The sequence below is a fragment of the Gramella sp. AN32 genome, from assembly GCF_023718305.1.
Lineage (GTDB): Bacteria > Bacteroidota > Bacteroidia > Flavobacteriales > Flavobacteriaceae > Christiangramia > Christiangramia antarctica.
Genome location: NZ_QEYO01000008.1, coordinates 40883 through 55010 on the forward strand (window position 1 = coordinate 40883; position 14128 = coordinate 55010).

At 38.9% G+C, this 14128-nt stretch carries 13 protein-coding genes; 2 read left to right on the forward strand and 11 right to left on the reverse strand.

All coding sequences use genetic code 11. The features are described 5' to 3' along the window. Nucleotides 1–298: 298 nt before the first annotated feature. The 3 genes from DHD80_RS10575 to DHD80_RS10585 form a co-directional block, all read right to left on the reverse strand. Complete coding sequence (locus DHD80_RS10575; RefSeq protein ID WP_251741141.1) at nt 299–634, reverse strand: hypothetical protein; 336 nt, start codon at nt 632–634, stop codon at nt 299–301. A gap of 86 nt (nt 635–720) precedes the next feature. Beyond that, entirely contained in the window at nt 721–2970 is a 2250-nt protein-coding gene (locus tag DHD80_RS10580; protein ID WP_251741142.1) for a molybdopterin cofactor-binding domain-containing protein, read from the reverse strand. 48 nt (nt 2971–3018) lie between these two features. Further along, nucleotides 3019–3486, reverse strand: coding sequence for a (2Fe-2S)-binding protein (locus tag DHD80_RS10585; protein ID WP_251741143.1), 468 nt, complete (start codon nt 3484–3486; stop codon nt 3019–3021). Between the two features lie 216 nt (nt 3487–3702). On the opposite strand from DHD80_RS10585, the gene DHD80_RS10590 reads away from it, so the two are divergent. Both DHD80_RS10590 and DHD80_RS10595 read left to right on the forward strand, forming a co-directional pair. Continuing rightward, entirely contained in the window at nt 3703–4089 is a 387-nt protein-coding gene (locus DHD80_RS10590; RefSeq protein WP_251741144.1) for a hypothetical protein, read from the forward strand. After that, the gene (locus DHD80_RS10595) at nt 4086–4280 is read left to right on the forward strand and encodes a helix-turn-helix transcriptional regulator (protein WP_251741145.1); all 195 of its coding nucleotides are present in this window, start codon (nt 4086–4088) and stop codon (nt 4278–4280) included. The genes DHD80_RS10590 and DHD80_RS10595 overlap by 4 nt, the downstream gene beginning before the upstream one ends. Before the next feature lies 1 nt (nt 4281). Here the strand turns inward: DHD80_RS10595 and DHD80_RS10600 are convergent, their stop codons facing one another. From DHD80_RS10600 to DHD80_RS10635, 8 genes are all read right to left on the reverse strand, one after another. Then, nucleotides 4282–4857, reverse strand: coding sequence for a class I SAM-dependent methyltransferase (locus DHD80_RS10600; RefSeq protein WP_251741146.1), 576 nt, complete (start codon nt 4855–4857; stop codon nt 4282–4284). Beyond that, a complete protein-coding gene (locus DHD80_RS10605; protein ID WP_251741147.1) occupies nt 4854–5486 on the reverse strand; it encodes a Yip1 family protein in 633 nt (210 codons plus the stop codon). Before DHD80_RS10605 ends, DHD80_RS10600 begins: the two co-directional genes overlap by 4 nt. 518 nt (nt 5487–6004) lie before the next feature. Further along, entirely contained in the window at nt 6005–6418 is a 414-nt protein-coding gene (locus DHD80_RS10610; RefSeq protein ID WP_251741148.1) for a hypothetical protein, read from the reverse strand. Nucleotides 6419–6734: 316 nt separating this feature from the next. Continuing rightward, entirely contained in the window at nt 6735–9812 is a 3078-nt protein-coding gene (locus DHD80_RS10615; protein ID WP_251741149.1) for an efflux RND transporter permease subunit, read from the reverse strand. Between the two features lie 243 nt (nt 9813–10055). Further along, on the reverse strand, nt 10056–11558 hold the full coding sequence (locus tag DHD80_RS10620; protein WP_251741150.1) for an efflux RND transporter periplasmic adaptor subunit: 1503 nt from the start codon (nt 11556–11558) through the stop codon (nt 10056–10058). A 355-nt stretch (nt 11559–11913) separates the two neighbouring features. Continuing rightward, nucleotides 11914–12171 carry a hypothetical protein gene (locus DHD80_RS10625; RefSeq protein ID WP_251741151.1) on the reverse strand — a complete coding sequence of 86 codons (258 nt, stop codon included), beginning with the start codon at nt 12169–12171 and terminating at the stop codon, nt 11914–11916. Nucleotides 12172–12352: 181 nt separating this feature from the next. Next, nucleotides 12353–13537 (reverse strand): TolC family protein, encoded by a 1185-nt coding sequence (locus DHD80_RS10630; RefSeq protein ID WP_251741152.1) that lies wholly within the window; start codon nt 13535–13537, stop codon nt 12353–12355. Between the two features lie 76 nt (nt 13538–13613). Beyond that, nucleotides 13614–13997, reverse strand: coding sequence for a hypothetical protein (locus DHD80_RS10635; RefSeq protein ID WP_251741153.1), 384 nt, complete (start codon nt 13995–13997; stop codon nt 13614–13616). Nucleotides 13998–14128 lie beyond the last annotated feature (131 nt).

Genomic DNA, 14128 nt, shown 5'->3' on the forward strand with positions numbered 1-14128 from the left:
ATAAAAAACTTTCGATTTTATGGAAAGTTGTGAACTTTGTTCTTATAATATCGTCCAAAGACCGTGCCTTTAAATATTTCTGCAATGGATTTGAGATAAGGGATGGGTAAGAAGTATCAAATAATTCCAATACTTTCTAATAAAGTGGCCAACCAACCCATAAGCTTAAAAAACTCGAAATTACATAAAACCTTGGAAATCCTGGTCTCTTAGAACTTTTAAATTATTCTGCCAACGAGACAAAAAAAGCCAGCTATTTTGCTGACTTTTTATTCAATAAACCGGGACTTAAAATATCCTAATAAATAATATTATCAAGGATACGCTCCATGTTACGCTCCATCAATTTATAAATCCTGTCGCTAAAGAAAATTTGCTGCATCTCACTTTTTAACTGATTAATTTCCCTTTGAGAAAATTTAAGTACCGCAATGGAGTCCTGGATTTTTTCCAGGCTCTCCTCTTCAGAATCATCTCGAAATTCCCCATAAATTTTCTCGAATTTCTTTTCTTTGAAACGGCTTTTAATCATGTTCAATTCCTCTTCGGTTTCTTCGGAATCAACATTTGCACATAGAAGGAGAATATAAATTTGAAGCTCCTTTTTCGACCAGTAATCTTTTTTACTTTTCATTTGGTTGTTTTTTAATGTCGCTCACGTAATTGATGAGTAGTAAAAAGGGTCTTTTTTATAGTTTTATTTAATTAAACAATTTGTTATTAACCTAAAATTTGTTTTGAGGTCATATAGGGTTGATGATAATGTCTTTCCCCGGTGGCCTTATATAATGCGTTTGCCAGAGCTCCCATAATTGGTGGGAATGGCGGCTCCCCAAGACCGGTAGGATCAATTTTATTTTCTACAAAATAAACCTCGATAGATTTTGGAGCTTCACCATGCCTTATTAATCGATATTTATCAAAATTGGTTTGATCTGGAACTCCTTCTTTTAAAGTTAATTCGCTGTACAACGCGTGTCCAACTCCATCTACAATTCCTCCCTGGGCAAGATTTGTTGCGGCATCTGGATTTACAACAATTCCACAGTCAATTGCACAATGCACTTTTTCAATCACCGGCTGATTATTTTTCATGGTCATTTCCAAAACCTGTGCTACATACGAATTATGGCAAAAATAGGCAGCCACTCCCCTATGCGCCCCGGAATCATTTTTAACCCAGTTAGATTTTTCCCTGACCAGTTCTAAAACACCGGCATATCTATCCGCTTCATAATCGTTATTTTCACCTACAGGATTCTCTTGAGCTTTTTTCAGCAATTCTAATCTAAATTCTATAGGATCTTTACCTAATTCTTCAGCTAATTCATCTAAGAAGGATTGCTCGGCACCAGCAATAAAATTAGAGCGCGGTGCTCTAAATGCCCCTACGCTAACATGGGAATCTATCGTCCATTCTTCAGCTAAATAATTTTCCAATGCCCCGGCAGGGAAACGATTGGCCGCAAGCGGACTTTCAGGAATACCTCCGGCAATTACATGAAAGCCTGTAAGATTATTATTGGCATCTAAAGCTGCTTTATAAGTGGCATAATATGCGGGACGGTAGGTTCCCTGAGTCATATCATCTTCCCGGGTGTAAACCAATTTAACCGGAGCACCCACTTTTTGAGAAATAAGCGCTGCCTCTACAAGGAAGTGGCCATAAAGCCGGCGCCCAAAACCACCGCCCATCCGGGTCATTTGGATATCTACATTTTCAAGTGGAATTCCCAGTCTTTTGGAAACACTTTGTTCCATATATTCTGGAGTTTGTACAGGCCCTACCAGCAAAGCCTTGTTATCACTAACATTTGCAAAGAAATTCATGGGTTCCATAGTGTTATGGGCCAAAAAAGGGCAGGAATAACTTCTCTCTACGATCCTTGCCGCATTTTTAAAAGCTTTTTCAGGATCACCATCTTTACGCACTACTTTTGCCCGATCTGAACCAATTTGCTCCATCAACGATTTATGGATTTTGGTAGATTCCAGGCCACCTGTAGAACTAAGATCAGGAGTTTTATCCAGAATTATTTGTTGCTCTGTGATATGTTTGGACAATTCCCATTCTACTTTTAATTTTTTCTTGGCCTGCATCACTTCCCAGGTAGAATCACCGGTAATCACCGCCAGCTTGCTAAATGCGTTTACATCAACCCAACTCTTTTCAAAATCTTCCGGATAGGTTTCAATTTCAAAAACGTCCCGTATTCCCGGCATTTCTTTAACTTCGGAAGCATCTATAGATTTTAATTTCATTCCAAAAGCAGGCGGGTGTACCATCATGGCATATATCATCCCTTTTTCTTTATAATCCAATCCAAAAAGCGGCTTTCCAGTTACTATTTTTTTTCCATCTACATTTTTCCTGGAGGTGCCTATAATTTTAAAATCCTTCGGATCTTTTAATACAACTTCTTCCGGAGCTTCAATTTTAGCTGCGGCAGATGCAATTTCACCATACCCCATAGAACGGTTTGAACCCGCATGTATAATTTTGCCTTCGTTGGTGCTTAATTCCCCAATAGGGACTTCCCATTCCTGGGCTGTCGCCTCCAATAACATACACCTGGCAGTTGCCCCTGCCATTCTTAAGGATTCCCAACCCTGTCTTATGGACTGACTTCCCCCGGCAAGCTGACGTGTAAAAATATCAATATTTAAAGGTGCCTGTTCTACGATCACATCATTCCAGTCCACATCCAGTTCTTCAGCAACGAGCATAGGCATGGACGTTTTAACATTCTGACCAATTTCAGGATTTGGGGACATGATCGTCACCATCCCATTATCAGCAATTTTTAGAAATCCGTTGATCTCAAACCACTCTTTGGGCAGGTTCTCCACTTCTTCTTTGCTCATATTACATGAAGCCAGCCAGCTAAATCCTACTACCAGCCCACCACTGGCTAATGCGGAAGTTTTAATAAATGAACGTCTTCCTATCTTTGTTTTAATGATCTTCATTTTATAAGGTTTTGAATTGAAATGCAGAAGGTTTTTTCTTCTGAAAAGTTAAGCAACTGGACTATTTTTTCCGGCAGTTTTGATTGCTTCCTTAATTCTAACATAGGTTCCGCAGCGGCAAATATTACCATTCATAGCCCTGTCTATCTGATCATCACTGGGATTTGGATTTTTTTTCAACAAAGCTGAAGCACTCATGATCTGTCCTGCCTGGCAATATCCACATTGTGGAACATCATGCTCCAACCAGGCCTGCTGTATAGGATGATCCCCCTCTTCTGAAAGACCCTCGATAGTGGTGATCTTTTGATCTCCTATAGAAGATATAGGAAGCTGGCAGGATCTTACTGCTGTACTTCCCAAATGAACGGTGCAGGCACCACATTGAGCGATTCCACAACCATATTTTGTACCTACTAAATTTAGGTGGTCCCTTAAGATCCAGAGCATTGGAGTTGTTGGATCAACGTCCAATTCTTTTTGCTCTCCGTTTACATTTATTTTAAAATTTGCCATAGTGATAAAAATTCATAGAAATTTAAGGAATAATTTCCACAATCACGTAGACTTCACAAGATGTAAACATCTGAAAATACAAAATTTAACTATTAGTAAATTTTACTATAAAATAGTAAAGTCAGAAAAGATTAATAATATTTGTAAAGTTTGCTTTACATTTAAAATAATACTTATATTTGTCAAATAAACTTTACATTATAAATAAGATTCAAAATGAAAACACGATCAAAAACAAAAAGTCTCGCTATTTGGACTGGTCTCTGGACCTTGAGTATTGCCCTGGTAACTTTTGGTTCGAAATTTATCTGGGATGAAAACACAGCTATATCAGCGATAGCAATTTTATTCTCTACGATTATTGGATTGGGAATGATAAGAGCTAATATTAAATACCTAATGTCTATCGATGAATTACAACGAAAGATAATGTTGGACGCTATGGGAATTGCCCTTGGCACCGCTTTAGTAGGCGGCTTAAGTCTTGCAATGCTGGATAGTACCAACGTGATTTCTTTTGATGCGGATATTTCTTATCTGGTCATTCTTATTAGCTTAACCTATTTAGGCGCTGTTATAATTGGAAATGCCAGATATCGATGAAAAACAGGCTTAAAGATTTACGTTCAGAAAACAACTGGACCCAGGCACAACTTGCTAAGGAAACAGGGGTTTCACGGCAAACCATTAACGCCATTGAAAAAGGCAAATTTGATCCCAGTTTACCTCTAGCATTTAAATTTTCTAAACTCTTTAATCTAAAAATAGAAGATATTTTTATTAGTGAAGAATGATTTATAAAAGCTTTGTTCCAATAATCACACCGGTAGACCAGTTTAATTTGGTGAAGACGAGATCTGTTCGGGAATCAAGGATTTCTATAAGAGAATTCGCTTTTTCGGCATGGCCATCAGGCCAGTTGGGCTGTTCTTTCATATCATCGATCATGTAGAAGCCACCGGGATTCAGCATTGCCAGGGTTTCATCTAACAGACTATATTTTCCGGGCCAGGCATCAGCGAAGATCAAATCAAATTTTAAATCATTCTGAACGATCCATTCTTCTCCATTAGCACAAATAAGTTCGAGCCTTTGATCATTTCCGAAGAAGGAATTTGCAATTTCAATAAGTTTAGGATCATTATCTACGGAAACCATCCTGGATCCTGAATCCATCCCGGAAAGCATCCAGGAAAGGGAAAGACCGATCCCCGTTCCCAGTTCTAAAAAATTTGAATTGGGCTTAGAAGTTATCAGGTTTTTTAATAAACTTCCTATGTAAAGATCTGATGGCATATTAAAACCAATCTCCTTCCCTTTTCTTTCTAATTCTGCAAAAATTGATGGCTTATTAATATCTTCTAGTTTCATATAATTTGCGTAAATAAAAAAATGATTAAAACTATTCCCACAATGACCATAACCGGCAAAAGAAGGTTTCCAATAGCTCTTAAAGTACTAAAATTTTGGATTAATTTAACCCCAATAACCAGCAAAACAAATGACCAAATACTAAGGACTAGATGAATCCCGCCAAAGATAAAAAATACGATCATGAGGGCGACATTTGTTTGATCTGTCGAGCTGCTAAACCAATCACTACCAAAAATGATCAATTCGGGTACTAAAAGAATTAGTGTGGCGATTTGGGGAATCATCGAACAGGCGAGAATGGTTCTATGTCGTTCAGATCCCGCTTTACCACCCAACCAGTTCCCGGTAACACTTAAAGCATAGGAATACAGATAATAACCAATAATTCCTGCAATTCCTCCCAAAAGTGACAGAAGAAGTATGGAGGTTAACGACTGGCTATCCCCAGCATCTTTTTGTACTGCACGATCCAGATAATTCACAATCCCAGCGAGATAAAAAAGAAGCAGGATATTTTTTCGGGGATCGGTTTTTAAAAGATATTGAAATACTTCTTTTGGTTTAGTCCAAATATCAATTAGCAGTTCTTTATTCTCCCGAGAAGAAATATTGTTGGCTTCGGTCAAAATTTAAGTTTAAAATAGAAATAAAAAAATTAGTTATTAATTGGAATTAAGCTTCAGTTTTTAAATTTTTAATAAAAGAGGCGTCTGTTTTTATAAAATGGTTCTCTCCTAATTTCCAGAATTCAAACAAACACTTCAGATTATATTTTTTATCATTTAATCTTCTACTGAACTTTGCTATAATCGATTCAGAAGAAGGAATAAAAACAATATTGGCTTATGCATAGGACTGGCTACTATCAGCACTTAATTTTTTAAATAGAAATTAAGCGAGCTGTTTAAGCGGAGTGAAGTTAATTATTTTTTGAAAAGTGAAAAGAACATATTTACCGGAAAGACTAATTGCCCTAATCAAATAACTAAAATAGAAACAAATTGATAATCTGGTTTATTTTATTTCTAAAAAGAATTAATGATATCATTTCTCAGGTTTCCTTTTCTAATGCTGAAAAGAAATTGGCTATAAAAATCCTTCAGAATTGAATAGCCAATTAAACAATAAGAGAAAATTTAAATGTTTACCGTCCGGAAATACTCAGAGCTACGGAATAATCATCCTGCATAATATTTTCCGGAGTTTCCGGATATGGCGAAACATTTAATAGAACTATTTTCAGGCCATCTATTAAAGTATCTTGTGGAAAATTTTCATTGGTATGCAATAGGAAATCTTTTTCAACTGTTGCAGATTTTAAACTTAATCCAACAACTGCATCACCTTCCCAAATACAAACTACCCCGGTAGGGCATCTTGAATCCTCAACAAAATCGAGGCAAAGTTCAAAAGCGGTTTCTTTAATATCCAAGCATTCACTCACTTTTAAAGTTGCATTTTCATCAACTTGCAGATCATATTGCCGGATATCACTATTATCTTCTTCACTACATCCTAAAATAAGGATCGATATCAAAATAACAAGAGCTCTTTTCATAATTTCAAATGCTAAATCATATATATAATCAGATGCGAAAATGGGGAAAAGGTTGCGTAATTTATAGGCCGATTTTTTCAGAAAACTACCCATTTATTCCTGGTATAAAATTGGGCGGTTTTTTTTATTAAAGCAGGAACGCTAATCCCCAAAGCCTTACCAATAAGCTGTTTCAATACCACAAACGTTTATTTAATTGTATATCACCTCCTACCTCTTTGTAAAAAAGTTTATCTACTGGAAGAACTATAAACAAGATAAAATTGCGGTTCCAAAATTTGAATGCACCCTTACCTTCAATTATAATGATCCTATATCACTCTTTCGTAACCAATTCATAAACACACGGAATTACAATCAAATTCAAAATAGTAGCCGACAGTAATCCACCAAGGATCACTACCGCCATGGGACTTTGAATTTCACTTCCCGGCTCCCCTCCTTTTAATGCTAAAGGAATAAGTGCCAGGCCTGTGGTAAATGCCGTCATCAAAATAGGGTTAAGCCTGTCCAATGCACCTGTCCTTATAAGTTCAAAACCTCTCATCCCTTCCTTGCGAAGGTCTTCATATCTGGACACCAATAAAATTCCGTTACGGGTCGCGATCCCGAAAAGGCTAATAAAGCCAATGGTCGCAGCAATGCTCACTATTCCTGAAGTAAAGTAAACGATTAGGATTCCCCCAATTAAAGCCAGCGGAAGGTTAATAAGCACTACGAATGCTAATTTAACATTCTTAAACTCAAAATAGAGCAGCAAAAAGATCACGAAAATGGCAATTATTGCGGTAATAAGCAATAATTGTGAGGCTTTCGATTCACTTTCAAATTGCCCGCCATACTGCACCCGGTATCCTTCGGGAATATTCACCGAATTACTTACCGTTTCCTTAATTTCTTCCACGGCACTGCGCAAATCCCGTCCCTGTACGTTCGCAGCAACTACAATTTTGCGTTGTACATCTTCGCGGCTAATGGTATTCGGACTACTAACCGATGAAACTGTCGCCAGTCTTGTTAAAGCAACCTGGCTGCCATTGGGCAAACCTATAAGTGCAGACTTTATATTTTCTATAGTGTTCCGGAAACCTTCACCATAGCGCACCACCAGGTCAAAATACTTCTGGCCTTCATAGATCTCACCTACTTCTTCCCCGGCAAAAGCGACATCTACCTGTCCCATCAAATCGCCAACCGTCATTCCGTAGGCAGATAAGATTTGGCGTTTCGGGGTTATCTTTAACTGCGGAACTTCAATTTGTTGATCAACTGCTACATCGGCCAGGCCTTCGATAGGCTTGATACTTTCTTCAATCGCTTTTCCGGTTTCGTATAACTGCTGAAGGTCCGGACCAAAAATTTTAATGGCGATATTGGCCCGTGTCCCTGAAAGCATATGATCTATCCGGTGCGCAATAGGCTGGCCCAAAGTGATATTCACCCCGGGAACAATACTCAGTTTTCTTCTTACTTCTTCAAAAAATTCCTCTTTCGATTTATCTTCCAAAATAAAAGGAACGTCAATTTCGGCAGCATTCACTCCCTGGGCATGTTCGTCCAGTTCTGCCCGGCCAGTCCTCCGGGTGACCACTTCAACTTCGGGCATTTCCATCAACAATTCTTCCACCTGCCGGCCAGTTTTATTGCTTTCTTCCAAAGACATTCCCGGAGGCCCTACCACACTTATTACCAGGGAACCTTCATTAAATTCAGGAAGGAAACTTCGACCTAATTGGGTAAACACAATAATACTTAAGAGGAATGCGACCACGGTGATGCCAATCACCGTCTTCGGAATACGCATTGCCCGGTTTAATACATCGGAATAAGCTTTTTGAAGCCAACGTTCCACCCTGGTGCCTTCCGATTTTTTCTTCAGCATTTTTTTATTCCGAAGAAGATAAGAACACAACACCGGGGTTACCGTTACTGCAACAATCAGGGAAGTAAGCACCGATGTCACAAAAGCAATTCCCAGCGGTTTTAGCAACCTGCCTTCCATTCCGCTTAAGAAAAACAGGGGAACAAAAGAGACGATTATGATCAGGGTGGCAATGATAATGGAACTTCTAATTTCCACCGAAGCGTCCTTTACTACCGTTAAAACTGGCAAACGCTCTTCTTTTGGTTTTCTAATGTTTTCCCGAAGGCGTTTATAAACATTTTCCACATCTATAATTGCATCATCCACCAAAGCCCCAATAGCGATGGCCATTCCTCCCAGGCTCATCGTATTGATCGTGTAACCCAAAAGTTTCAGAACAATTATTGAAACTAACAGCGAGATAGGGATTGCCAGTAAAGAAATCAGGGTAGTTCGCCAGTTCATAAGAAAAATAAAGAGGACTACCATCACAAAAAAAGCGCCTTCCAGCAGGGTCATATTTAGGTTGCTAATAGAGGCGTCAATAAAATCGGCCTGCCTAAAAATTTGACTTTTGATCTCCACACTTTCAGGTAAACTGGTTTCCAGTTCGGCGATGGCTTCATCCAGCCTTTCAGTGAGTTCTAAAGTATTTACATCAGGCTGTTTGGAGATCGTTAAGATCACGGCCGGTTTCCCATTTAAAGAACCATCCCCTATTTTATCGGCAGCGCCAATTTTTACACTGGCAACATCTTTTATTTTGATACTTTGGCCGTTAACCTGCTTGACTACGGCCTCTTCGAGATCTTCTACGGCATAAGCCCTTCCGTTCCCTTTAATGATATATTGATTGCCGTGCTGATTTAAAAATCCGCCCGGAGCATTGGTATTGGCTTCCTGCACTTTTTCCGTGAGTTCCTTGAGGCTAACATCGTAATATTTCATCTTGCCGGGATCGGCAAAAACCTGGTATTGCTTATAATCCCCACCAATCACAACTACGTTGGCAATCCCACCAATTGCTTTGATCCGCGGACGAATTTGCCAGTCAGATAATGTTCTTAGCTCCATTGGATTCAGGCTATCTGAAGTTACCCCCAGCAGCATGACTTCGCCCATTATTGATGAGATTGGGGCCATTGTTGGAGATCCTATTCCGCTGGGCAGGTTTTCCCTAACTATGGGGATTCGTTCGCTCACAATTTGCCGGGCCTTGTAAATATCAGTGCCCCATTCAAATTCAACCCACACAATGGATATTCCGGCAGCCGATGAGGATCGGATCCTTCTTACATTTGGAGAACCGTTCATCGCAGTCTCCAGCTGGTAGGTGACCAGTTTTTCAACTTCTTCAGATTCCATACCGTGGGCTTCCGTAAGGATGGTTACCGTTGGTGCGGTGAGGTCTGGAAATACATCCACGTTCATGCTCCGTGCGAGATAAAACCCCATAACACTAAGCACTACCGCCGCTAACAGTACCAAAAGCCTGTTATGGAGTGATATTGATAATATTTTATTTAACACGTTTTTTTAAATTTTGAATTATTAATGCTGAATTTTGAATGTCAAATTTTGAATGTTATTCCAATCCATTTTGGGAAGTCTTAATTATGGAGGTCAAAATCCGGATAAGTTCTTCTGATTTTTCAAGTACCACTGAAATATCAATTTTAACTCAATAATCAGGAATGCAAAATCAAAGGCCTTCACCCGAACTAAATTTTCTTTTACTTCCTTCATAATTAAAAATTCAACATTCAAAATTGTCTAATGGTCATGCCCATGTGCCGGAGTTTGTCCGGACATCGATGACATTTTAACCTGGTACGCACCAGTAGTTACCACAACTTCTCCGGGTTTTAAACCTTCAACAACTTCCACATTCTTACCATTTCGTTTTCCAATTTTAATTGGTCTTCTTTCAAAACTTTCCCCACCTGCTTGAACAATTACTGAATAATTTCCGTAATCTTCCAATAATGCGGCTTCCGGTACTAAAATGCTTTCTTTAGCTTCACCCAGGGCGATTTGTACTTCGGTAAAACTGCCTTCAGGCATCTCTACAACTTCAGTAACCTGTACGTACACAGGAATCATCGGTTTTTGGTTTTCAACCTCTTTTCCTACCGAAATTACCGAGCCACCAGATTCTTTTATCCCTTCCCAATTACCGCTATCGGTTTGATACCATACATTATGGATAGATTCAATGGAAGGGTTATAAGACGGACTTATCTGGGTCTCCAACAGTCGGGAACGATCGGTTCCTATAGAAATCAAGGTTTTTCCCTGTTCTACATAGTCACCATTCGAGGTATTGATGGATTTGATAAAACCATCAAATGGCGCACGTATTTGCTTTCCACCAGCTCCATAGCCCGAGGCCAGGGTTCGATAATTCGATTCGGCAACCTTAAAATTGCTTTCTACCTTTTCAAATTCAGCTTTGGGAACGATTTTGTCTTCATACAATTCCTTTTTCCGCTCATATTCCGCTTTAGCTTGGTCATACCTCGCACGAGCCTGGGCAATCTCCGCCTGAATATTATTCGAGGAAAGGCCTTCACTGCTCAGGTTCATCAATAACTGCCCTTTTTTAACCTGGGTGCCTTCGGTAAGGTTTTCAGTATCAAAATCCACCATTCCGTTGGCATTTGCCGCAAGCGCTTTATAAGTGCCGGGAGCCGCTTTCCAAATTCCGGAAGTATGCACAATCTCAAACACCTCCCCTAGGGTGACCGGCTGGGTCTGGAAATCGATTTTCCAGGCCTGTTCCTTTAGGAAACTAATCCCACCGGCTTCTTCTTCACCACCCAGAGCCTTGATTGCGGCTTCAGGATTGGCGTAAACCTGCACATTTTCAAGCACAATCCTGTCTTCATAATCAGGGGTGTTTAATTCAAAAACCAGATCATAAATTCCGGGTTCTTTGGGTTGCAGTGCCGGGGAAAAAATTCCGGGAGATGAAGGCGTTTCTACGGTATGACGGATGCCTTTTCCCTTCTTTAACAGGCTCACTGTAACTGAACCCTTTCTTACGGGTTGATGTTTATCCAGTACCGTAAAATGTGCGGCAAATTTGCTGGTATTTCCTTCCACTAAAGCCGGAAATTCCACAAAAAGTTCTGTTTTATCGGTCCAGACCGTATGGCTTAATGCTGGGATTTCACCTGCTAGATGGTTCCCTTCCGCATCATGGGCATGATCTTCTTCACTACCCGACTGGCAGGAAGCCATGATCAATACCATTAATATTATTAAATATCTCATTTTATGTATTGTTAATTTTAATGTTCGTATTACAGAATAATGTTTGTTCATTTTTTCCATTGATGAAAAAACGAACCAAAAAAATCTAGGCTTACGAAACTTTCTTTAAATTTTTCGTTCGGCGCCTAAATTTTAGGAACTCGCCATAATATAAATTATACAACGAAAATTAAGGAAGCTCAAACAGCCTAAAATTTGGCGGCGCTTTCACTTCAAATTTTACTATAAATTTTCGATAGGCCCGAAAACATCAAAGCATCTAGTTTTAAAAAAGATGTGGAATTGATACCCCTCTCTAAATTTTGAAAACAATGCTTTATTCATTATCGAAATTTTTTTTAGAATATTTGTTTTTTTAATGATCGTCATGTTCACTTCCGTCGGCATGGGTATGATGGCTCGCTTCTTCTTTGTGCTCTAGAGAATCTTCCCCCACGGTAAATTCCTCCTGTTCAGGATGATCCTCATGCGGGTGGCCGTGTTCAGCTTCTTCTTCATGGGCATGTTCCCCGGCTTCGTTACCATGCTCATGGCCGTGGTCATTAGATTTGGTTTCCCGACAGGAAAAACTTAAAAAAAGAAGGCTGGCGAATACTATATGTTTGAAATTCATGATTTTATGTTTTAAAAAATTATTTGATTGTCTGTTTAGAATCACGTATTTATAAACTACGTTATTCTGAACCTGTTTCAGAATCTTATTATATTGTGAATCAGTATAATAGGATAAGACCCTGAAATAAATTCAGGGTGACGTTCTAACTATATGACAAAAAGCGGACATATTTAAATATTTATAATTGATGTTTTAATAATTCTGCTTTTAGCTGGAAAAGTTCTTTTTGCATTTCCAGCATATTATTATATGCGCTTCGGTAGAACTGAAGCTCCAGATAATACTCCATATAAGAAATTTCACCCAGGTTATAGGCTTTGTACAATAGGTCTTCCGTATTCAGATTTCCTAATGTTTCCTGATATTCCTCCAATTTTTTCAGAAGGAGAACATACTGGTTATACCGCGTTTGGAATTCAGTAAAAAATTCTGCGGTCATGGCTTCCGTATGGGATTGCTCATAATCGTAGTTGGCCTGGGCAGCCTTTACCTTGTTTTTACTGTTCCATAACGGAATGGAAATTCCGCCCAGAAAGCCGGAATAATTTTCAGAATTTATCCCCTGATAATTATAGCCAATATTTAGATCTGGCAAGACTTTGTTCTTTTCCAGTTTTACTTGCTGAAGTGCCACTGTTTTCCTGCTTTCCAACATTTTAACTTCAGCATCACGGGCTAGTTTCTCTTCCCAGATAATTTCCATGGAAGCAATTTCAGGTGAGGGAAGAAAATGGATTTCCTCAACAGTAATAGATTTTCCACCGTTCAATTTTTGGAGGCTAAGCAATACATTGCGCATCTCAGTTTCCAGTTGTTCTACTTTGAACTGGTCCTGAAGCCAGGCCACCTTGGCTTTATTCAGTTCCAGGATTCCCAGCTGTTCCGCATCAAACAATTTCTGAATCTGATCGTACACTTTTTTAGCCTGTTCGGCACGAACATGTTCTACTTCTTTTCTTCGTTTCAGGAAATTTAGCTCCAGAAGCTGTTTTTTCGCCATAAGCAAAACTTCCTGCCGTAATTGGGAATATTGAAGTTCCAGAAGCTCCTTTTGCCTTTCAATTTGTTTTCCCCTGGCCGTATAAACCGTGGGAAATTCAAAACGTTGCGAAATTTGATATTCTGAATAATCCCCGGTAGCATGTTCCCCGTAAGGCAGATAAAAAGCCGAAAGCTGTGGGTCTGGCAGATTATTCTCCGTTTTATTCATGAGTTGCCTGCTTCCTATATAAGACTGATAGGCCCGGAGCTGTTTATCGTTTTGCTCAATTTGCTTTAATAAGGTTTCTTCCGGTGCATTTTGTGCAAAAAGACCGAATGTAAGCAGGCACCCGCAAATAGCGGATACGATATTTCTATACATTTAATTATTTTTTAGATTAATCTTAGTTAAAGAGGAAAAGCCTGACTATAAAAACTATAGCAGAACCATCCTGAGATTAACCTAAAGCTGGAGGTCCCCGTAAGGAAAGGTTGGAGAGGTTAGGATTAAAATAGAGCTGGGGAGGCTGATAAACCAATGGTTTTTCAGGTTCTGGGTATGCTGTGAATAAAGATTTTAAAGAATAGGACTTATCTAAGGCTTTAGAAAATTCCTTTTTCTTATGATAATCTGAAACTGCATTTTCAACGATAAGTACTTCACTGGCGTTCCCAAGATGGGTATGTGTTGCTAATAAAAGTGATAGAAAACCATCTTTTTCGTCATGATTCTTATTGTGCTTGTGCTCATGGGAATGACCATGCTCCGTTTGTGCTATCTCATGATTTGTTTTGACATGATCATGATGTAAATGTGGAAATACCTGATGCAGCAACAGCATACTGAATATGCCGAGAAAGAAAAAAGCTTTTATTTGGTTTTTTAATTGCACCGATTACAAAAATAGTAATTTATTACAGGGATTTATGTAAAAATAAAATAAACCACGAAAACTTCCGCTCTCATGGTTTA